16 protein-coding genes are annotated in these 21,718 nt (G+C 62.8%); 10 read left to right on the top strand and 6 right to left on the bottom strand.

Annotation, left to right across the window (positions count from 1 at the left end; all coding sequences use genetic code 11):
* Window positions 1-24: 24 nt before the first annotated feature.
* The 6 genes from purU to MKI88_RS04080 all read right to left on the bottom strand — a co-directional run bounded on the left by purU (window position 25) and on the right by MKI88_RS04080 (window position 7,139).
* On the bottom strand, window positions 25-885 hold the full coding sequence (purU, locus tag MKI88_RS04105) for a formyltetrahydrofolate deformylase (protein WP_241629687.1): 861 nt from the start codon (window positions 883-885) through the stop codon (window positions 25-27).
* Window positions 882-1,433 carry a sarcosine oxidase subunit gamma gene (locus MKI88_RS04100; RefSeq protein ID WP_241629789.1) on the bottom strand — a complete coding sequence of 184 codons (552 nt, stop codon included), beginning with the start codon at window positions 1,431-1,433 and terminating at the stop codon, window positions 882-884. Before MKI88_RS04100 ends, purU begins: the two co-directional genes overlap by 4 nt.
* On the bottom strand, window positions 1,426-4,356 hold the full coding sequence (locus MKI88_RS04095) for a sarcosine oxidase subunit alpha family protein (protein WP_241629686.1): 2,931 nt from the start codon (window positions 4,354-4,356) through the stop codon (window positions 1,426-1,428). The genes MKI88_RS04100 and MKI88_RS04095 overlap by 8 nt, the downstream gene beginning before the upstream one ends.
* On the bottom strand, window positions 4,353-4,640 hold the full coding sequence (locus MKI88_RS04090; protein ID WP_241629685.1) for a sarcosine oxidase subunit delta: 288 nt from the start codon (window positions 4,638-4,640) through the stop codon (window positions 4,353-4,355). The genes MKI88_RS04095 and MKI88_RS04090 overlap by 4 nt, the downstream gene beginning before the upstream one ends.
* 7 nt (window positions 4,641-4,647) lie before the next feature.
* Complete coding sequence (locus tag MKI88_RS04085; RefSeq protein ID WP_241629684.1) at window positions 4,648-5,892, bottom strand: sarcosine oxidase subunit beta family protein; 1,245 nt, start codon at window positions 5,890-5,892, stop codon at window positions 4,648-4,650.
* Window positions 5,893-5,987: 95 nt separating this feature from the next.
* Window positions 5,988-7,139, bottom strand: coding sequence for an MFS transporter (locus MKI88_RS04080; protein ID WP_241629683.1), 1,152 nt, complete (start codon window positions 7,137-7,139; stop codon window positions 5,988-5,990).
* 170 nt (window positions 7,140-7,309) lie between these two features.
* On the opposite strand from MKI88_RS04080, the gene MKI88_RS04075 reads away from it, so the two are divergent.
* The 10 genes from MKI88_RS04075 to MKI88_RS04030 all read left to right on the top strand — a co-directional run bounded on the left by MKI88_RS04075 (window position 7,310) and on the right by MKI88_RS04030 (window position 21,663).
* Window positions 7,310-7,942 (top strand): TetR/AcrR family transcriptional regulator, encoded by a 633-nt coding sequence (locus MKI88_RS04075; protein ID WP_241629682.1) that lies wholly within the window; start codon window positions 7,310-7,312, stop codon window positions 7,940-7,942.
* Window positions 7,943-8,221: 279 nt separating this feature from the next.
* Window positions 8,222-9,199, top strand: a complete 978-nt coding sequence (pip, locus tag MKI88_RS04070) for a prolyl aminopeptidase (protein WP_241629681.1) — start codon at window positions 8,222-8,224, stop codon at window positions 9,197-9,199.
* 4 nt (window positions 9,200-9,203) lie between these two features.
* Window positions 9,204-10,595 carry a peptide MFS transporter gene (locus MKI88_RS04065; protein WP_241629680.1) on the top strand — a complete coding sequence of 464 codons (1,392 nt, stop codon included), beginning with the start codon at window positions 9,204-9,206 and terminating at the stop codon, window positions 10,593-10,595.
* 530 nt (window positions 10,596-11,125) lie between these two features.
* Window positions 11,126-13,531, top strand: a complete 2,406-nt coding sequence (locus MKI88_RS04060; protein ID WP_241629679.1) for a TonB-dependent receptor — start codon at window positions 11,126-11,128, stop codon at window positions 13,529-13,531.
* Window positions 13,532-13,602: 71 nt separating this feature from the next.
* Complete coding sequence (locus tag MKI88_RS04055) at window positions 13,603-16,029, top strand: DPP IV N-terminal domain-containing protein (protein WP_241629678.1); 2,427 nt, start codon at window positions 13,603-13,605, stop codon at window positions 16,027-16,029.
* 23 nt (window positions 16,030-16,052) lie between these two features.
* Window positions 16,053-17,171 (top strand): membrane dipeptidase, encoded by a 1,119-nt coding sequence (locus MKI88_RS04050; RefSeq protein WP_241629677.1) that lies wholly within the window; start codon window positions 16,053-16,055, stop codon window positions 17,169-17,171.
* A gap of 17 nt (window positions 17,172-17,188) precedes the next feature.
* Window positions 17,189-17,701: an Lrp/AsnC family transcriptional regulator gene (locus MKI88_RS04045; protein WP_281063705.1), complete on the top strand. Its 513-nt coding sequence runs from the start codon at window positions 17,189-17,191 to the stop codon at window positions 17,699-17,701.
* A gap of 205 nt (window positions 17,702-17,906) precedes the next feature.
* Complete coding sequence (locus MKI88_RS04040) at window positions 17,907-18,974, top strand: DUF1611 domain-containing protein (protein ID WP_241629675.1); 1,068 nt, start codon at window positions 17,907-17,909, stop codon at window positions 18,972-18,974.
* A complete protein-coding gene (locus MKI88_RS04035) occupies window positions 18,974-19,990 on the top strand; it encodes a dipeptide epimerase (protein WP_241629788.1) in 1,017 nt (338 codons plus the stop codon). The genes MKI88_RS04040 and MKI88_RS04035 overlap by 1 nt, the downstream gene beginning before the upstream one ends.
* A 149-nt stretch (window positions 19,991-20,139) precedes the next feature.
* Window positions 20,140-21,663 carry an amidohydrolase family protein gene (locus MKI88_RS04030; protein ID WP_241629674.1) on the top strand — a complete coding sequence of 508 codons (1,524 nt, stop codon included), beginning with the start codon at window positions 20,140-20,142 and terminating at the stop codon, window positions 21,661-21,663.
* Window positions 21,664-21,718 lie beyond the last annotated feature (55 nt).

Raw genomic sequence — 21,718 nt, 5'->3', positions numbered from 1 at the left:
TTCCATTGCAGTCCCCACATGGCTTCAGGCGAGTATGACGGTCTGGTTCCCATTGCCGAGAACCCGGTGTTCGGCGTGCCAGCGGACGGCACGGGCAAGAACCGCTGCTTCGACTTCGCGGCCTATGGTGACCATTTCGTCGGTGGTTGTGGCATGGCTCACGCGGCGCACATCCTGCTCTATGATGGGGCCTTCATCGAGATCGGCGGTGACATAATGCGCAGTGGCGCCGATCAGCTTGACCCCGCGGGCCTTGGCCTGATGATAGGGTTTCGCGCCCTTGAAGCTCGGCAGGAAGCTGTGGTGGATGTTGATGCAGCGGCCTTCGAGCCGGGTTGCGAAATCGTCCGACAATATCTGCATGTAGCGGGCCAGCACGGTGAGCGCAGCGCCGCTTTCGCGAATGACTTCGAGGAAGCGACGTTCCTGCGACGTCCTGTCGCCATAGTCGACCGGCAGATGGTGATAGGGGATACCATGCCATTCAACGCGCTTGCGCTCCTGATCGTGGTTTGAGACGACGCCGACGATCCTGATCGGCAGCGCACCGATCTCGACCTTGTGGATCAGGTCGACAAGGCAGTGGTTGAACTTCGACACCGCGACCAGCACCGGCATGGGTTGGGTGATGTCATGCACCTCCCAGTCCAGTTTCAGCGCCGTGACGACGGGTGCGATATGGCGCGGCAGCTCGGCAACCGTCGCACGATCGCTCGCCAGTTCGGTGCGGACGAAGAAGGTGGCGCTGTCCGGATCGCCGTAGATTGATGCCTCGCGAATGTCCCAGCCATTGCCGGCGAGGAGCGGAGAGACCCGGGCAAGGATGCCTGGCTCGTCCGGGCATCGGAAGCGGAGCACGCAGCGCGCGCGTTGCGGTTCGGTCATGATCGGATTTCATCCCGGTTGTGATCGGCGACGATTGCACTCCGCGCGATCAGGTGGAGGACGTAGGGGGCGTTGCTCTGATCCGCGATCAGCAGGAATGCGGGTGCATCCCCGAGATGCGCGACGAATACGCCAATGTCGCCGAAACGTGTGCGGGCAGCGGCGCCCACGGTGAAGTGCTCGGGGCGGAGGTCGAGTGGGCACAGCGCGGCGAGGCAGGACCTACCAGCCGCGCCGTCCAGTCTCAGCACGACGCATCCATGTGTCAGGTCCAGCGCGAGGATGGCTTGCGCGCGGAACGCCGCTTCGGCGCGTTCGAGTGCAGCCGCGACGTCGTCGGCATTGCCGGTCAGTAGCCATTCTCCCGGCGCGACCGCGGTCAGCGCGAGGCCGTGGCGCGCAACCCAGCGATTCGGCCGGGGAGGTTGGACACCGATCGTCGAGGCCAGTTGGTCGCAGGCGTCCGGGACATCCCGGATCTGGATTTTCGCCACGGCGAGATTGGCATCGATGCGGCACCAGGCGGGCAATTGCGGGGCTTCAGGCATCAAGCCGGGCTCCTTCCGGGTCATAGCGGCACAGGCCGGTGATCCGCGCATCACGCCACGCATCGAGATCCCAGATCCGCACGATTTCGCCCATCCGCGCCTGCCCACGCTCGACAAGCGCGAGCGCGAGCGGCGCGCCCAGCGTCGGGGACCATGTGCTCGATGTGACCCAGCCCTGACCTGGCCCGAGCTGTATCGTCCCGGCGGGCAGCACATGCGCGCCCGTGGTGAGCGGCGCGGGGTTGCCGTCGGCGACCTCGAGACCGACAAGGCTTCGCCGGTCCGATCTGAGCCCGTCGGGGCGGTGTGCGGAACGGCGGCCGACAAAGTCCTGCGTCTTCTTGCGCATGATTTCGCCGAAGCCGATGTCCTGCGGCAAGGTTGTGCCGTCGGTGTCGGACCCAATGTGAAGAAAGCCTTTCTCGATGCGCATCGTCATCAGCGCCTCGACGCCGAAAGGGGTGATCCCGTGCGGCGTGCCAGCTTCGATCAGCGCCGCCCACAGGCGCCCCGCCTCGCGCCATGGCACCGCGATCTCGTACGAAAGCTCGCCTGTGAAGCTGACGCGGGCGATGCGCGTCGGGATGCCGCAGACAAGGCCCGCGCGAACGCTCATATGCGGGAAGGCGTCGGAGGAGACGTCGATGTCGAGCGGGAGCGCGTCGAGCACGCTTCGCGCGCCTGGGCCAGCGATGTTCGCGACCGCCCAGCAGCTCGTCACGTCCTCGACCAGCACGCGCATCGTCGTCCATTCGCATTGAAGCCATTCGCGAAAGGCTTCTGCGACGGCGCCGGCATGGCCGCTCGTCGTTCCGATGAGGAAATGATCGTCCGCCATCCGCGTGACCACGCCATCGTCGTACACGGTTCCATTCTCGTTCAGCATGATGGCGTAGCGGCAGCGCCCGATCTTCAACGTGCTGATCCTGTTCAGGTACATGCGATCAAGAAAGGCGGCTGCATCCGGCCCCTTCACTTCGATCTTGCCAAGCGGGGATGCCTCGAAGATTCCGACGCCACTACGCACCGCGGTTACCTCGCGGTGCACCGCGTTCGCCTCGCCCTCGCCGGGCAGAATATAGGCGGCGGGGCGCATCCAGCCGCCATATTCTTCGAACACGGCCCCCTTGCCGGCGTGCCAGTCGTGGAGCGCGAGGCGGCGGCGTGGACGGAGGCCTTCGCCGACCCGGTGGCCCGCAAAAACGCCGAACGGCGTTGGATCGTAGGGTGGCCGGAACCTGGTCGTGCCGATCGCGTCCATCGGTTGGTGGATCAGAGTGCTGAGGATGCCAAGGCCGTTGACGTTCGAGGTCTTGCCCTGATCGGAGGCCATGCCCAGCGTCGTGTAACGCTTCAGATGTTCGACTGACCGGAAATTCTCGCGCGCGGCAAGCGCAATGTCGCCGGCGGTAACGTCGTTCTGGAAGTCGACCCACGCCTCGGGGTCGGGTGCGCCGCTTTCAGAGATAGACCAGAGCGGCACAGCGGGGGATCCGGCCGGTCGCGGCGCCTCCTGCCCCCGCGCGGTAGCAAGCGCGTCCTCGGCCGCAAAATCGCCCGCTGCTCCTCCGATGTTGCGGGTGCTGCTCACACCTGCCGGGACGAAGCTGTTCAGGGCGCAGTCGAGCTTCAGTCGCCCGGCACCCTGCGAATGAAGATGCACCGCCGGATTCCAGCCGCCCGACATCAACAACGTGTCGCAGCGCAGCGTTCGTGCTGTCCCCTCGATACGGCCCGCAGCATCGATGGGGCCGATCCGCACGGCGCGCACGGCCCGCCTGCCCTGAGTAGCCGCCGGGGCCATTCCGAGGTTGACGGCGATGCCGAGCGCCTGCGCGCGAACGACGAGAGCCTGGGGCGGGGCCGGCCGCGACTCCACGATCGCAGCAATGTTCGCACCGGCCTCCGCCAGATCGAACGCCGCGTGCCATGCGCTGTCATTGGTCGTCGCGACGACAATCTCGCGGCCCGCAATGACACCGTAGCGGTGAAGGTAGCAACGCGCCGCACCCGCCAGCATGACGCCCGGCCGGTCATTGCCCCGAAACACCAGCGGCCTTTCGATGGCTCCCGTGGCAAGGATCAGTTCGCTCGCGCGCACCCGCCAGAGGCGCTGGCGGGGGCCAGAGCGCTCGCCAGCCGGCAAATGGTCGGTCAGGCGCTCGCACAGCGCCACCATGCCGTGATCGTAAAGGCCCGTCGCAATCGTTCGCGCCAGCAATGTCACGTTCGGCATGGCGGCGAGTGCGCGCACAGCATCCTCGATCCAGATGCGCGCGGGCATGGCCTCGACGGGATCGCTCGTTCCGGCGAGGCGACCGCCCCAATGCGCACCGCCAGTCACCAGCATCACCGAACGCCCGCCCCGCGCGGCGTGGAGCGCTGCCGCAAGCCCTGCTATGCCACCGCCAACGACAAGCACGTCGGTATGCGCATTAGTTTGCGCATAGCTATCGGGATCCGGAAGCCGGGGCGATGTGCCGAGCCCGGCGGCCTTGCGGATCCAGGGTTCGAACAATCGCCAGTCCGGCCACATGAATGTCTTGTAGTAGAAGGCTGTCGGGATGAAGCGTTTGAAGAGGCCATTCACCGCGAGCAGGTCGAACCCGAGGCTTGGCCAGGCGTTGACCGGCCGCGCGTCCAGCCCCTCGTAAAGCTCCACATAGGGAGCCTTGAGGTTGGGGATGGTCTGCGCACCGCGCTCGAGCTGAACGATGAAGTTCGGCTCGTCGAGGCCGGCGGCGATCAGGCCGCGGGGGCGATGATATTTGAAGCTGCGCCCTACCATGCGCACCCCGCTCGCGAGCAGCGCCGAGGCGAGCGTATCGCCGGCAAAGCCCGCATAGTCCCTGCCTTCCCAGCGGAAGCGGACAGGCCGGCTGCGGTCTATTTCTCCGCCGCGTTTCAGCCGATAGCCGCTCATGCGCCAGCGTCCAGCGCGGGTCGCGGATCGGCGATGCCGTAAACCGCGAGGATGTGGTGCGACACGGTGTCGCGCGCGATATTGAACCAGAGGCCGCAACCGAAACGGTGGTGCCAGCGCTCGAAGGAGAGCCCCTTCGCATTGTCGCGATAGAACATATACTCCGCCCATGCAGCGTCGTCGGTCGCAGCGGGCTCGTCGGGACGGACGATCGGGCTTTCGCCGCCGCAGCGGAACTCGTTTTCGGCGCGCGGGCCGCACCAGGGGCAGTCGATCAACAGCATGATGCTCTCAGTGTGCTATGCCGGAAGCGGCGGCTTCGTCGATGAGTGCGCCGGTCCGGAAACGGTCGAGCGAGAAGGCGGCGGCAAGCGGATGCGGCGCGCCGGTCGCCATGTGGTGGGCCAGGCAGAAGCCGCCGCCGGGGATCGCCTTGAAGCCCCCGGTGCCCCATCCGCAGTTGAGATAGAGACCCTTGACGGGGCTCTCGCCGAGGATCGGGGTCGAATCCTGAACTATGTCGACAATACCCGCCCATTGCCGAAGCAGCCGCACGCGCGAGAATTGCGGGAACAGGTCTATCAGACCCGCTGCCGTATGCTCGAGTACGGGCAGGCTGCCGCGCTGCGCATAGGACGGAAACAGGTCCAGCGCGCTGCCCACCACCAGTTCGCCCTTGTCGGACTGGCTGAGATAGGTACCCGTGGATGGCGCCAGAATCACGGTGTCGAGCACCGGTTTCAGCGGCTCTGAGACAAAAGCCTGCAACGCATGCGACACGATCGGCAGGCGGAATCCTGCGCGGCCCGCCATCACGCTACTATGCCCCGCAACTGCCATGCCCACGCGTTCTGCCGCGATGTCGCCCATAGACGTCCGCACGCCGATGATCCGACCATCGCGGATCTCGAAGCCGGTGACGTCGCAATTCTGAACGATGTCGACGCCGAGCCTGTCGGCGGCGCGCGCATAGCCCCAGGCCACTGCATCGTGCCGGGCGGTTCCACCGCGCGGTTGCAGAAGCCCCGCAAGGATCGGGAAGCGTGGGGAAGGATTCAGGCCCGGAATCCGACGACGCACCTCGTCGCCCTCATGATACTCCGCGTCAGCTCCGTTGAGACGCATGGCGTTCACCGAACGGCGCAGCATCTCGACACCATGACGGTCGTGCGCAAAGCTCCACATGCCGCGCTGCGAGAACATGATATTGTAGTTCAGCTCGCGCGACAGCTCCTCGTAGAGCGTCAGCGAGAAATCATAGAAGCGCGTGCTTTCCGGAAAAAAATAGTTTGAACGGATCACGGTCGTGTTGCGCCCGGTGTTGCCGCCGCCGATCCATCCGCGCTCCAGCACCGCGATGTCGCGGATGCCGTGCCTGCTCGCAAGGTAGTAGGCGGTCGCAAGACCATGCCCGCCGCCGCCGATGATCACGGCTTCGTAGTGCGTCTTCGGGGCGGCATTACGCCAGGCCGGGTCCCATAGCCGCTGCCCCGACAGCCCGGCGTGCAGTAGCGACCACGCCGAATACCGTGTCACCTGCGCCACCCTCCCCCTGTCCTTTGAGACGAATGACGCGTGCATAAATACATTGCTGTATTTATGCAATGCCCGAGATTGATCGCGTAATGTTATCAGGCGGTGGCAGCGGCTCTGCCAGACAGGCGCTGTGCAATCGTCGGCATGAAAAACGGGATCGTCAGAACGCAGCTCAGGAAGCCAAGCGTACCCAGCATCGCGTAGGATCCGAAGTCAGTGACAAGACCGCCGATCGGGGCACCGATAGCGAAGGCGAAGCGCTCGCAGCCACCGCCCAGCGTTCCCGTGCGGCCCGAGGGGTCGAGCGAGGCCGCGACGCCAAGAAACACCGAATACTGGTACATGTAGAAGACCCAGTAAGTGAGGACGCCCAGCGCGAACATGACCGGCCCGGTGGCGAAACCGAGCATGAGGCAAGATATGCCGGTGCCGGTAAGCCCGATGATCATCGACAGGATTCGCGGAGACCTGCCGCCGAACCACGCCGCGACGCCGGTTCCGAGAATGCCGCAAAGCGCACTGAGCGAAAGGATCGTGGCGGTCGCCTCGGGAGCGATCGCGAGCCCCTTTGCGATTCGTTCGGCAAAGCTCCAAAGCGCGCCGGTTCCCAGGGAATAGCCTGCCCACATCACCATCAACGCCAGAACGCCGGGTTTGCGGATGAGGCCTCCCGCATCCACGGAGGGCAGGCTTGCGCGCGCATTGAAGGCAAACATGCCCGGCATGGTGACCACAATCGCGATAGCGATCGCGAGGAAGGCACCCATCGTGCCGAGGTAGATGGCGGCCATCGGCATGATGAACATCAGGATGACCACATAAGCCACCGCGCCGCCGTTGCCGATGGCATAGATTCGGTCCGGATTGTTGGACGTCGAAGCGCCGGTGATAGTCGCCGCAAACACCAGGCCGTACCCCGTTCCGGCGAGTGTCGCGAACAGAAGCAGTGCGTGGAACGACCCCGGCATAGCGTACATCAGCAGATGCGCCACCGCTGCGAGCGCTCCCCCGGCAATGGCGACGGTGACCGACCGGGCGCGGTGAATGATGGGCGCAAGCAGGATCATCGACAATGCGAGCGCTGCCACCTGAAAGAAGCCGAAAAGCCCGGCTTCGCGCCCATTCATTCCCCGGTCCATGAGCGCGCCGACCTGAAACGGCATTGTAGAGGTACCAATATGCGCTATGCCGCTGCCAATCACGACAGCCGCGATCAACGCCAACCCGTCGGTCTTGCGTGTCGTCACTCTTGCCCCCTCAACTGCGTCTCGGCCCGCGGCTCCCCAACATGTCGGACCCACAATGAATACATCTATGTATTGATAAGTCCAGCCGCCCCGCGCGGACAGGCTGGCGGCTGCGCCGACACATGGCTCGCGATTGACCGGACCTGTATTTATCCGGCAATGAGGCAATCATGGCCGAGAGCAAAATGACGCAGGCGAAGACGAGCGCAAGATCAGGAAAGACAGGGCGCACCTGGCGTCGCACGCCGCCGCCCGAGCACACACCTTCAACGCAGGAGTGGGTCGATATCGCGCGCCGTACGCTCGTCGAAGAAGGCATTGTCGGCGTGAAGATCGACCGTATCGCAAAAATCGCGGGGGTCACGCGGGGCGGCTTCTACTGGCGCTTCAAGAGTCATGCCGAACTTCTCGACAAGCTTCTGGAGGACTGGCGTGCCAGCAACACGCAGCCGATGCTGGACGTGCTTGCCTCGCCCGGAAGCTTGAACGAGCGACTTTCGCGGCTGGCGGATCTCTATATCTTCGAACAGGGGTTCAGCCCCGCCTATGACCGTGCCATCCGGGCATGGGCAAATTTGTCCCACGATGTCGAGGGTGTGGTGCAGGAGGTCGACGCGATCCGCATCAACGCGATCCAGCGGGCCTTCCTGGATGATGGGTATGACGCGCACGACGCGATGATCCGCGCCCGGATCATCTATTTTCATCAGGTCGGCTATTATGCGACCGGCCTCAAGGAATCGGACGAGCAGCGGCAGGCGCTTACCAGCAGCTATCTCAGGGTTTTCACCGGGCGCGATTGAAATCGATCCGGCGGCGCGGGCGCTTGACCGGCGCCTGACGCGCCCGCCTTAAGCGCGCTTCCAACACTGACTTGGCGTTCCCATAGCCCGTGATCGCGGACCGGACCGGTGCACTATGCATCTTCGGCTTGCAGCCTTGCCACGTTGACGCGACACACAATACATTACTGTATTGCGCGATCGGACCGGCAGCGATATGGAAATGGCGAGGCCTGATGTTGCGCGCCCGTTCTGGCCGGCTGCGTCGCGCCTGTTCTTCTGCATCTCCGGGGGGGAGCGATGACCGAACTGCGTACGCTTTATCCTGCAATCGAGCCTTACGAGACCGGCATCCTCGATGCGGGAGACGGGCATCGCGTCTACTACGAGCGTGTGGGGCGGCGCGGCGGCAAGCCAGCGGTGTTCCTGCATGGCGGGCCGGGGGGTGGTATATCGCCATCGCACCGCCGCCTGTTCGATCCGAGCCGCTACGACGTGATGCTGTTCGATCAGCGGGGTTGTGGCAAATCGACGCCGCACGCCGGTCTCGAAGACAATACCACATGGCATCTGATTGCCGATATGGAGCGCTTGCGGGTGCTTGCCGGTGCGGAAGAGTGGATGGTGTTCGGCGGGTCATGGGGATCGACGCTGGGGCTCGCCTATGCAGAAATGTATCCGCATCGCGTCAGCGAGCTGATCTTGCGGGGCATCTTCATGGTGTCGATCGCGGAGCTCGATTGGTTCTACCGTTTCGGCGTCTCCGAGATTTTCCCTGACAAATGGGCGCTGTTCAAGGCACAGATCCCGGAATCGGAGCGCTGGGACATGATCGCTGCGTATCGCCGACGCCTGACCGGAGACGACGCCGACGCCCGGATCAGGGCTGCAAGGGCCTGGACGCGCTGGGAATGCGAGACATCGACGCTGCTGCCCGATGCAGGATTGGCGGCGCTCTATCGCGACGATGAGTACGCATTGGCCTTTGCGCGGATCGAGAACCACTATTTCTCGCATGGCGCCTGGCTGGGGCATGGGCAATTGCTGCGCGATGCCCACCGGCTGCGCGGGATACCGGGCGTTATCGTTCATGGGCGCTATGATCTGCCTTGCCCCGCCAAATATGCCTATGCGCTGCACCGGTTCTGGCCAGATGCGGACTTCCATCTGATCGACGGCGCGGGTCACGCCTATTCCGAGCCGGGCATTCTCGACCAGTTAATCAGAGCGACCGACCGCTTCGCTGCGCAGACGTCAGCGATCGGCGTGGAGGGCTAAGCGCGTGGCTACAGCGTCAACCCTGCCAGCGTCACCCATCGATAGCACCACCCGGAATCTGTTCGGCCATCCAAGGGGGCTGACCTATCTCGCCTTCACCGAGGCGTGGGAGCGTTTCTCATTCTACGGCATGTCCGCGCTGCTGCTGCTCTACATGATCCAGCACCTGTTGACACCGGGGGTTTCGAACGGCGTCCTCGGCCTTGGCGAGTTTCGTACCGCGCTTGCGACGCTGACCGGCCCGCTCTCCAATCAGGCTTTCGCAAGCCAGATGCTGGGCCTCTATACCGGGCTCGTCTATTTCACACCGGTATTCGGCGGACTTTTGGCCGATCGCCTGCTCGGGCAGCGCAGGACGGTGGTGCTGGGCGCCCTGTTCATGACTGCGGGGCATGCGTTGATGGCGTCCGAGTCGGGCTTCCTGATCGCGCTGTTGCTACTGATCGTCGGGACCGGATGCCTGAAGGGCAATATCTCGGTGCAGGTCGGCCACCTCTACCGGCCCGAGGACGACGGGCGACGCACCCGCGCCTTTGCGATCTTCTCCGCCGCCATCAACGTCGGCGCGCTGCTTGGGCCGCTTGTGTGCGGCATCCTTGCGCAACTCCATGGCTGGCATGTCGGCTTCGGCGCTGCCGGCGCGATGATGCTGATCGCGCTGGCTATCTATCTGGCCGGCTGGAAGCATCTTCCTCCCGACCGCAAGCGGCAACGCGGCGCGGCGGCAAAGTCCGCCATGACGGCCAGCGATTGGCGGATCGTTGCGGCGCTGCTGTTCCTGACCGCGATCGGCGTCCTGCCATGCGTGGCCTATTATCAGGAAATGAACGCTGGCCTGCTGTTCATAGAGGCTTCGGTGGATCGTAGCCTTTTCGGCCGGGCGCTTCCGACCGCGTCGTTCAACGCGCTCGATGGTCTTTTCTGCATCCTCGCAGTGCCATTGCTGATCGCCTTGTGGCGCTGGCAGGCGAAGCGCGGTCGCGAACCGGGAGAGACAGGCAAGATTATGATCGGCTACCTCATCATCGCCGGCGCGAACCTGATGATGATCGTACCCGCCGGCTGGGCCGATCGCGGCGAGGTTGTCGGCGCGATCTGGCCGGTCACGCTCTATGCCCTCAACGCGCTCGGCTTCACCTACTACTGGCCGACGCTGCTGGCGCTGTTCTCGCGTGCCGCACCGAAGCAGATCCATGCCACGATGATGGGCGTCGTGTTCCTTTCGATCTTCGTCGGGAACCTGCTCGTCGGTGCCCTCGCCGGTCTGTGGGAGACGATCAGCCATGCCGGATTCTTTGCGCTGCACGCCGCGCTGGCCTTCGGCGCGTTCCTGATCATGTGGCTCGTCGCGCGGCCGTTGAACCGACTTCTGCACACCGAAAAAACCGACTCGTGACCGCAAGATGTGTTTCGATTCGATTCGCCCTGGCGTTGGCGCGGTCATGGATGTGCTGGAGCCTTTTCGCGACGCTTGAATTCAATCGGCTGGTCGGAAGCTTTCCTTCACGCCTCACCTGCTCATGGTCACCGATCGCGGTCCATTTTTCATGGGATAGCGGCCCGACATCGCCACCGGAGAGCCGTTTGAAAGCACGCTTTGCCATGCGGAATAATGACAACCGATTTCGTTTCAGTTTGTTGACAATACATTGATGTATTGTAAAACGGTATGAGTTTGAGTTCGAACGGATTCCGGACGGAGCGACGAGCGCGCAGCAGCGGCCTGATCGACGTTTTTCCGGTCTCGCTACGCTTGGATGCGCAGGGGTCACGGGAGGCGTTTTTGGGACAGTCCTTTGAAGATCGTCTTGCGACTCCGGCCGCGGCGAAGCGCTCGCGCTTTGCCTCAAGGCAAAGGAATTTCAGCCCACCGTACGGGGGCGGGTTCACGATCAATCAGCGTTGTAAGAAGCAAGGGAGGTCAATGTGTCAAAACGGGGGCTAAAGGCATATTTCTTCGCGGGGGTTTCAACGATTGTCTTCGCCACGGGCGGCGCGGCAGCGCAGCAGTCGCAAGCTGTGCCGAAGGAATCCGACGAGATCATCGTAACCGCGCGTTTTCGTCAGGAATCGATTCAGAACATCGGCGGAAGCGTCACCGCGCTTGACGGCGCCGAGCTTGAGCGCTCGGGAATCGTCGACTTCGAGGATCTCTCGAATCGCGTCGCAGGGGTGGAACTGCTCGATCGCGGACCCAATACGAACGAGATCAACATTCGCGGCGTGACGAACAGCACCCAGGTTTCGGGCAACGCGCTTCAGCCGCTGGTCTCGATCCTGGTCGACGATATTTCAGTCGCGTCATCTTCGGCCTCGCAGCGAGACTTCAACTTTTTCGATTTTGACCGCGTCGAGATCCTTCGCGGGCCGCAACCGACCTATTTCGGCGAAGGCGCGATGGGCGGCGTGATCCGCTACTTCTCCGCAGACCCGGATCTTGGCAGCGGAAGGGTTGTCGAAGGAACGTGGAGCGGCGGTATTGGCACGACCAAAAGCGGCGGCTTCAATCATCGCATCGAAAATGCGACGAGCTTCATCCTTGTTCCCGACAAGCTCGGCATTCGCCTGGTCGGATTTTATCGCAAGGACGACGGCTATATCGACAATATCGGCCTCGACAAAAAGGACATGAACGACTTTGAATCGTTCGGCGGTCGAGCGATCATCCTCTTTCGTCCCACGGACAAGCTGAGCGTGCGCATTGCCGCGCATATCGGCAGGGACGACATTGGCGAGCTAAACTTCATCGAGCCCACGACGATAGGCGACAGCGTGGGCACCGAAGATCTCATTGCGCCGTCTTTGAGCCTCATCGACGGGCTGAACGAGGATGATTTCGAGCTCTACAGCGGCAAAATTTCCTATGATGCCGGGCCGATCACGATCGAATCCGTCACGGGCCTCTATAAGCGCAGGCGCGAGGCCGAGACCTTCAGTTCCGCCTATACCTATGGGTTCCAAGGCTTTTTCAACGCATTTCCGCCATTCGACACGGCGAGCAACCTTCTGTCCTCCGATCTCACCGCCATCGCGCAGACCAGGGGCAAGGAAAGGAGCGTTTCGCAGGAATTCCGGTTCGTTTCCGACTTTGATTCACCGCTGAATTTCGTCGCCGGGGCCTTCTATCAGGATACGAAATCGACAGCGACGGCGCTGGTTTCGGGAGACGGCTACGCCAACATCACCGATAGCGGCACGACGGAGATTGAACGCAGCACCACGCGGGTCGACACCGTCCAGTATTCGGGCTTCGTGGAACTCAGCTACGATGTCTCCGAGCGGTTCCGGCTCTTTGCCGGCGCGCGCTACGTCAATGAGAAAGTGACGTCGACGCTAGTCGAATCCTATGTAATCGGCATTTTCTCACCGATCTTCACCGATCCCAGCGACATCTTCGCGCCGATCTATTTCCCCGTGCCTAACGACGTCGAGGCGCTCAACGCACCCGGCGGGCCTGGCACCAGTTTCGACTTCAAGCTCGACACCGTCCTGCCGCGCCTTGGGTTCGAGTTCGATGCGGCCGACAACGTGCTGCTCTATGGCACACTCGCGCGCGGCGTGCGCAATGGCGGCCTGAACAGCCCCTTTTCCGCGATGGGGTTCGGTCCGGTTGGCTCGCCGGAATTCGAGGATGCGCTGACCTATGACTCGGACGACATCGTCACCGGCGAAGTGGGCCTCAAGACCCGCTGGATGGACGGCGATGTCACGTTCAACATCGCGGGTTTTTACTCCGATTTCGACAATCCGCAGATCGGCATCAGCAATCCCGGCGCCCTCACCGCCAATGGCCCGCAACTGCGCATTTACGGGGTCGAGGTCGAAAGCCTTTACAAGGTCAACCAAAATCTCTCGCTGTTCTTCAGCGGAAATCTGACCGAGGCGGAATACACCGACGGGATGACGGTGTTCGCGGTGGCGGGCGCGCCGCCGGATTACGAAGATCTCGCCAAGGGGAACCGCCCTCCCAACGTACCGAAGGTCTCCTTCTCGACCGGCGCGGACATCAATTACCCACTTGGCGACAGCGACATGGAACTGACCGGTCAGGTCGCTTTCCAGTATATCGGCGAGCGCGAAACATTCCCGCAGAATTTTCCGTCGGGCCGGCTGGGAAGCATGGAGATGCTCAACCTGCGTCTGGGGCTGGAGACCGAGAAGTGGTCGCTGACCGCCTATATGACCAATGTTCTGAACGATCTGGAACTTCAGGCCACGACCATTCCCACAAGCTCGGCGACACTGGTCAATGGCGTGCTCGATGGCGGCCTTTCCTCGGCCTTTGTCAATCGCCCGCGAACGACCGGTATCACATTGACTGTTCGCTATTAATGTTGTTCCGGCATGGCGGCGGCGCTCCTTCACGGGGCGCCGTCGTCCCCGCTGGGAGGCCAGGAAACGGCATGAAAGAGCAATTTGTCCAGCGGGCGTTCGGCGCAGTGTTCGCGCTGCTATGCCTGGCGAGTGCAAGCATCAACCCGGCCGCGGCGGCCGGACAGGGGCCCGCGCTCTCCCGCGCGGATTTTGAACGGGCGGCGCGCTTCTATCCGAACGTCGTGCGCAAACTCGTTCTGAACGCCGCCCCGGTTCCGAACTGGATCGCGGATACCGATCGCTTCTGGTACCGGCACGAGGTCGACGGCGGCTTTCGGTTCGTCACCGTCGACGCCGCGAGCGGCGATGCCGAGCCGTCCTTCGATCATGAGGCGATTGCGCGCATTATCTCGCGCGAGCTGGGCAAGGATGTTTCGCCAGCGCAACTTCCGTTCGTTACCATTCGATATTCCAAGGATTTGAAGACGGTCGCATTTTCAGCCGGCGGCAAACTGTTCGAATGCAGCCGGGATGGAGTTGGCTGCAAAGCGACCCCCGACGCAGCCGCCGATCCCGCAACCGTCGTGTCGCCGGATGGCAAGCGCGCCCTGTTCATACGGGACAGCAATTTATGGCTCCGCGAGATCGAAAGCGGCGCAGAGCGACCGCTGACGGCCGACGGCACCGCTGAATTTCCCTATCAGTACACGGCGTTCAGGACGACCTATGTCGAGGAGCGCCGCGGCCTTGCGAAGCCGACATATCCGGGTGCGACATGGTCGCCCGATGGGCGCTACGTTCTTGTGGTGCGTTCGGATTATCGCGGCGTCAAAACCGCGCCTTATGTGGTCGAATATCTGGCACGGGATTCGCCGCGTCCGATCAGCCATGAGCTAGCGATACCGACACCCGCGGATGCGCGGGACAATCCTCATGCCCTGTTGCTGATAGACTTGCACGACGGCGGCATAGTGCCCGTGAAGGGCGGCACGCTCGGCTTCAATGACTATGCGCCCTATTGGGCGATTGTCGGCGAGCCCGGCTGGGACATGAGGGATGGCGAACTCTATCTCGTCACCTCGACGCGCGACTCACGCGCGCTTGGCATCGTCGCCGTCGACCTCGACACCGGCGCCAGCAGGACGCTTCTGGAAGAGCGCGACGATCAGTATCTCAATCTCAATCCCTTTGACTATCATGTTCCCAATGTCCGCCTGCTGGCGGCGCGCAACGAGCTGCTGTGGTGGTCGCAGCGCAGCGGCTGGGGGCATCTCTATCGCTATGACGCGAGGACCGGCGCGCTGAAAAACGCGGTGACCCGCGGAGACTGGAGCGTCTTTGACATTGTCCGCGTCGATGAAACGGCGGGCCTTGTCTATTTCACCGCTGGCGGGAAGGAAGCGGGGCGCAATCCTTATTACAGGCACCTCTATCGCGCGGACCTCGACGGAAGCCGCCTGCAACTGCTCACGCCGGAAGACGCAGATCATGCGTACACCAACTTCCCGGCGCGTGGATTGAACGGGCATCATGATACGCCCGTGGAGCGGTTCTCGCCGAGCGGACGGTATTTCGTCGACACGCATTCAACCGTTTCGAAGCCGCCGAGCACCGTGATCCGCGCAGCGGACGGCGCATTGGTCTCCAGGCTGGTCGATGCCGATGCAAGCGCATTGCTGGCAACCGGCTGGACGCCGCCCGAACGGCTCGTCGCCAAAAGCGCGGACGGCAAATACGACACTTATGGTGTGCTGCTGAAGCCGACGAACTTCGACAAGAGCAAGCGCTATCCGGTTATCGAACAGATCTATGCCGGCCCGCAGGTGTCATTCGCGCCGCAGAGCTTCACCGATGCGCTCGGCCCGCGCGCCGCCTATATGCAGGCACTCGCGGAGCTGGGCTTCATCATCGTCGTCCAGGACGGGCGTGGCACGCCGAGACGGTCGCGCGATTTCCACACTGCCCCGATGAATGACGAGGATTCGTTCGCGCTGGCCGATCATGTGGCCGGGATAAAGGCGGCCGCCGCAAGCCGGCCCTATATGGATCTGGACCGTGTCGGCATTACCGGCATTTCGTTCGGCGGTTACGCCTCGGCGCGCGCGATCCTTCTGTTCCCGGACTTCTACAAGGCAGCCGTCTCCATCGCAGGGCCGCACGACTATAAGACAATGATTTCGTCCATATCCGTAGAGCGCTTTTTCGGCGTGCCGGGCAAGGTGGATACGGGTGACGACGCCTATGCGCGTATCGACAATCTCCATCTTGCCGGTCGCCTTGAAGGCAAGCTGATGCTGATTGCGGGCGAGATCGACCAAAATGTGCCCTTCAACCAGACCGTGGCGCTATCCGACGCGCTGATCAGGGCGGGCAAGGAATTCGATTTCGTCCTTGTCCCGAATGCCGCGCATGATGTCGGCTATCATCCCTATGCCGTGCGGCGGCTCGCAGGATTTTTTGTAAGGCATTTGAAGCACGAAGAGTCACCTGTGCCTTTTGCGCAGGCGTCGGAATAGACCTGCCCGGGGGAGATCGATTGATGACGACCGAAATGAGCCGCCGCGGACTGATGGGGCTTGCGGGGGGAAGCATTGTTGCCGCCGCTGCGGCGGGCGCGGGCGCAACCGGCGCTGTCGCCGCCGCCCAGACCGGACCAGTTACGCCGATCGTCGTGGACGGGTGCAGTCCGGCGGCGCCGACTGCGGAGTATCTTGCGCTGCTGCGCAAGGGCGGCGTCGATTGCTGGAGCGTGAGCATGTTGCCGACGCTCCTCCAGATGTCGCAACTCCTTGAGTTCGTCGCCCGGAATGCAACCGCCGTGGAGATCGCCAGGACCGCGGCTGACATTCGGCGGATCAAGCGCGAAGGCAAGATCGCGCTTACCATCGGCTGGCAGGAGGCGGACCTTTTCGCGATGAAGGGTGAAAGCGACTGGTGGTCGAAACCGCCCAAGACCACGATGCGGCTCTTCTACGAACTCGGTCTTCGAGTCGTTGGCCTCGTCTATAACCTCACCAATCCATTTGCCGGGGGGTGCCTGGATCCGACCGTGGGCCTGACAAAGGCGGGACGCGTGATCGTCGCTGAGATGCAGTCGCTTGGCATTCTGGTCGATGTCGGCGGGCATATGGGCGAGCGGTCGAGCCTCGACATCATCGCGATGGCGGAAAGGCCCGTGGTGTGCACGCATTCAAACGTGGCGGCGCTCAATTCCAACCCGCGCAACACTTCGGACCGCGTTATCGAGGGCATTGCGAGGACGGGCGGCCTTTTCGGCGTCAGCGCGATCGATCCGTTCATGAGCTGGAGCCGCGAGGATGCGGGCAAGCGCGAACAGCCCAAAAAGCGTGCCGACGTGAAGCGCTATGTGGATGAACTCGACTATCTGAAACGGTTGGTGGGTGTCGATCATATCGGCATCGGGGGTGACTTCACCACCGGCTCGACATCCACCATCCATCCCGAGGAGTCGTTCGCCTTCCCGCCGGAGATGACCTATGTCCAGGATCCGATTCAGTACGCGACCGGCTTCGAGGACATTTCACGCCTGCCGGCGGTGCGTGCCGAAATGGTCCGTCGCGGTTGGCGCAACGATGAGATCGACAAGGTCATGGGCGAGAACTGGATGCGCGTCTACGAAGCGAGCATTGGCGGCTAGCGCTGCTTCGTCCGATTATGGCCGTGTTACCTAACACATCCGTCTCACGGAGACCCGCGGTAGACAGGCTGGACATTAAGATCATGACGGCGCTGGAGCGCAACGGACGCATTACGAAGGCCGAGTTGTCGGAAGCAGTGGGCTTGTCGGCGACGCCATGCAGCATGCGCATTTCGAAGCTGGAGGCGGCTGGCCTTATCAAGGGTTATCACGCTGATGTTGACCTTGAGCAGGTCGGCAATCTCAGCCAGTTCGCCGTCATTGTGAGCATCAGGGAATGGACACCGGATCGCGCGCGGCAATTCGAAACGATTGTTGCGGGCATTCCACAGATCGTCGAGTGCGATGCCGTATTCGGCTCCGTCGATTATATGATGCGCATCTATGCTGCCCATGCCCAGCATTATCGGGAGATCATGGAACCGTTGCTCGCGATCGAGCTCGACTACGCCACATTTCCGATCTCGCGTTCGGTGCGGGCGCCCCATGAAGTTTCCATGACTGCTCTGCTGGCTCCAGGGTCCCGCTAGCGCAACCTCTGTGCTTATCGGACTGGCGAATTGCGACCATGAGAAGTGCGCACCGCAGGCGCGTTCAAAAAGGGGAAGTCTCTGTTGCGGCTTGCCAATTCAGACGCAATTCCTGTGCGACTTGTTCTAGCTTCAGTGATGCAAGGGCGTCTGCGAAGCGGGGCTTCGCAGGCCACCGATTCCCGTTCTTCCTCTTGGGGGCATCATGATCGAGCTGCGTAAACCCTATCTTCTGTTCGTCGGGGACATCTCGAAAAGGCTCCATGCCAAGACCGCCTTCGGCATCCGCGACTGGTCACGCGATTCTTGTATTGGCCAGTTTCGCTTCAGCAATGCAGCAGTGGATCTCGGGTTGCCAGACCTTGGGCCCGAAGACGCAGCGGCCCAGGGAGCGGGTTCGCTCGTCATCGGCGTCGCGCCTATAGGCGGTCAGATTCCCGCAGCCTGGCATGAGGGGTTGATTGCGGCTGCACGGGCAGGCCTCGATATCGTGAGCGGCATGCACATGCTACTTGCCGATATTCCCGGCCTTGGCGAAATGGCTCGGGCATCGGGGACACGCCTGATCGACGTACGGGTGCCTCCGCGGCATATCCCGGTGGCAACGGGGCGCAAGCGCACGGGCCGGCGATTGCTCACTGTCGGCACTGATTGCGCGCTGGGGAAGAAATACACGGCGCTCGCGCTCACAGAGGCGCTTCGTCGGGCGGGTGCGAACGCGGACTTTCGGGCAACGGGGCAAACGGGAATCATCATTGCGGGATCGGGCATCCCGATGGATGCGGTCGTTTCCGACTTCATCGCGGGTGCAGCTGAAGCGCTTTCGCCCGATGCTTCGGAGGCGCATTGGGATGTCATCGAGGGACAGGGGGCGATTTATCATCCGGCCTTTGCGGGGGTTACCCTCGGTCTGATCCACGGATCGCAGCCCGATGTCCTGGTCTTGTGCCACGAACCTGGCCGCGACCATTTCCATTCCTTCCCCGATTTTCCGCTGCGTTCGTTGCGCGAGGTCGCGGATTCCTGCCTGGATGCCGCGCGCGTGACCAATGCGTCGGCGCGGCTCGGTGCGGTGAGCCTGAATACTTCCAGCCTCGACGATGCGGCGTGCGCCGAGGCGCTCGAACGCGCCAGCGCTGAGCTCGGCGTTCCGGCCTTCGATCCGTTGCGAACCTCGATGGACGGCGCCGTGGCCTCGATATTGGGCCGCCACGATGCACGCGCTGTGGTCATGCCTGCCGTCCACCCGATCAGCTTCGGAGGATCCCATTGATGTCCGGCGTTTCACTCGGCATTGCCATTGAAACCTTTCCATTCGCCGCCCCCTTCCGCATTTCCGGCTATGTCTTCGATCGTCAGGACGTCATCGTCGTGACCCTCGCCGACGGCGAACATGTCGGGCGCGGCGAGGCGTCGGGCGTTTATTATCTTGGTGAAAACGCCGCCAGCATGGCCGCGCAGGTCGAAGCGCATCGCGCCCTCATCGAGAGCGGCGTAAGCCGCGAGCTGTTGCGTGACGCGATGCCCGCCGGCGGCGCCCGCCACGCGGTCGATGCGGCGATGTGGGATTTGGAAGCCAAGCGTGCCGGACAAACCGTCTGGGAGTTGGCGGGCCTCGGGGCGCCGGCTCCGCTCGCCACCACCTTCACGATCGGCGCCGAGGAGCCAGCGGAGATGGCGCGGCGCGCGAGCGCCTTCGCGGACGTGGCTCGCATCAAGATCAAGCTGACCGGCGAACTTCGGCTGGACATCGCGCGCGTTCGCGCGATCCGTGCGGCGAGGCCCGACGCATGGCTGGGCGTCGATGGAAATCAGGGATTCTCCCGAAAGGATCTCGCCCCGCTTATCGCCGCTCTTGTGGAGGAGAAGGTTTCACTGATCGAGCAACCGGTGCGGCGGGGACGCGAGCCGGAGCTTGACGGCATCAAGTGTCCGGTGCCGGTCGCGGCCGATGAAAGCGTGCTGACGCTGGACGAGATTTCCAGACTTGTCGGGCGGTTCGACGTCGTCAACATCAAGCTCGACAAATGCGGTGGCCTCACGGAAGGGCTGGAGATGGTCAAGCAGGCCCGCTTGCTCGGTCTCGGCGTGATGGTGGGTTGTATGGTGGGATCAAGTCTGGGCATGGCGCCAGCCTTCGTCCTTGGGCAGCTTTGCGATATTATCGATCTCGACGGTCCGATTTTCCTGGCCAGGGATCGTGTTCCTTCCATTGAATATGTGCATGGCCAGGCTTGGTGTCCCGATGATCTTTGGGGTTATCCTACAAGATGTCGGGCGGCCGCATGATGATGGGCGCGCGCCGCGCTGGCGCAGGGCTTTCTTCGGCGGCCAGGCGGGCGGTTCCGACAAGGGCCCTATTCGTCGCGTTCTGCTCGGTTTTTCTCGCTTCGGCGGCACCGGTTCCAGATTACGACATCGTCATAAGAGGCGGACGCGTGCTCGACGGCGCGGGAAATCCCTGGGTCTATGCGGACGTCGGAATCAAGGGTGACAGGATTGCCAAGATCGGACGCATCACTGCGTCCGGGGCTAGGGAAATCGACGCAACCGGAAAATATGTAGCGCCGGGCTTCATCGATATGATGGACCAGTCGGGTGAAGTGCTTCTGAAGAACGGCGCGGCCGAGAATAAATTGCGCATGGGCGTGACCACGCTCATCGCCGGCGAAGGCGGGACGCCCGTTCCAGCCCGGCGGATACCGCAATATTTCGACGACCTTGCCCGGCGCGGAATCGCGGTCAACTTCGGCACATACTATAGTGCGACCCAGGCGCGCGTCCAGGTCATGGGCGATGCCGCCGGCGCCCCGACGCCGGCCCAGCTCGACCGGATGCGCGCGTTGGTCGATATCGCGATGAAAGCTGGTGCGTTCGGGATCAGTACGGCGCTGATGTATCCGCCGGATTCCTTCCAGTTGACCGAAGATCTGATCGCGCTGGCAAAGATGTCCGCACAGTGCGGAGGGCTTTATGCAACGCATTTGCGCGACGAAAGCGCACAGCTCGTGCAAGCGATCAACGAGGCCATCCGGATCGGCGAGGAAAGCGGCGCCAAGGTCGAAATATTCCACCTCAAGGCGGCCTACGCGCCCGGCTGGGGAAAGCTGATGCCAGAGGCGATCGCGAGCATCAGCGCAGCGCGCGCCCGCGGCCTCGATATCGCCGCCGACATCTATCCCTATGCCGCCGCCGGCACCGGTCTTGAAGGAACGGTGCCGGCGCATGTCTTTGCGCAGGGAACCGAAGCTGCGATGGCAAAGCTGCGCGATCCCGTGTTGCGGGCACGGCTGAAGCAGGAAGTCGCGGCGGGAACCCAGTCCGGATGGTCGAACCTGGTCGAGGCCGCGGGCGGTTGGGAGAATATCGTTCTGGCGAATTCGCACGACGCGGGCAATGCGCGATTCCATGGAAGGAACTTCGTCGAGATCGGGGCGATGCTGCAAAAGGATCCGACGGATGCCGCCTGGGACATCATGGTCGAAGCGTTCCCCGACCGCGCATTCGCCTTGTACTTTGTCATGAATGAAGGGGATATCGAAGCCGCGATTAAACAGCCCTCGATCAGCATCGGCAGCGATGCGGCGGCCACCCAGGCATTGGGAGAGCTTGATGGCATGGGTTTGCCCCATCCCAGATCCTATGGAACCTTCGCCCGGGTCCTCGCCGAATATGTGCGCAACCGGAAAATCTTGTCGCTGGAGGATGCCGTCCGCAAGATGACGTCATGGCCTGCCCAGCGCCTGAGTCTGGCAGACCGGGGTGTACTGCGCGAGGGTCTGCGCGCCGATGTCATCATATTCGACCTCGACGAAATCCGGGATCATGCGGACTGGGCTAGGCCGACGCGGCCTGCGACGGGTGTCGACCATGTGATCGTGAACGGCGTCCTGACGCTTGAAAAGGGACGTCACACCGGCGCGCGTTCGGGAATGGTGCTGCGGCACGCGTGCGGCGTCTGACATCACATCGCCCCGTGATGGCGTTGGGTGCACAGATCGGCAAACGCAACATTTC

Origin of the sequence: Sphingomonas sp. LaA6.9 (genome assembly GCF_022601895.1) — a bacterium.
In the GTDB taxonomy this organism is placed as follows: domain Bacteria; phylum Pseudomonadota; class Alphaproteobacteria; order Sphingomonadales; family Sphingomonadaceae; genus Sphingobium_A.
Note: the sequence above shows the minus strand (reverse complement) of the source record. Positions and strands in the feature narration are given on the sequence as shown.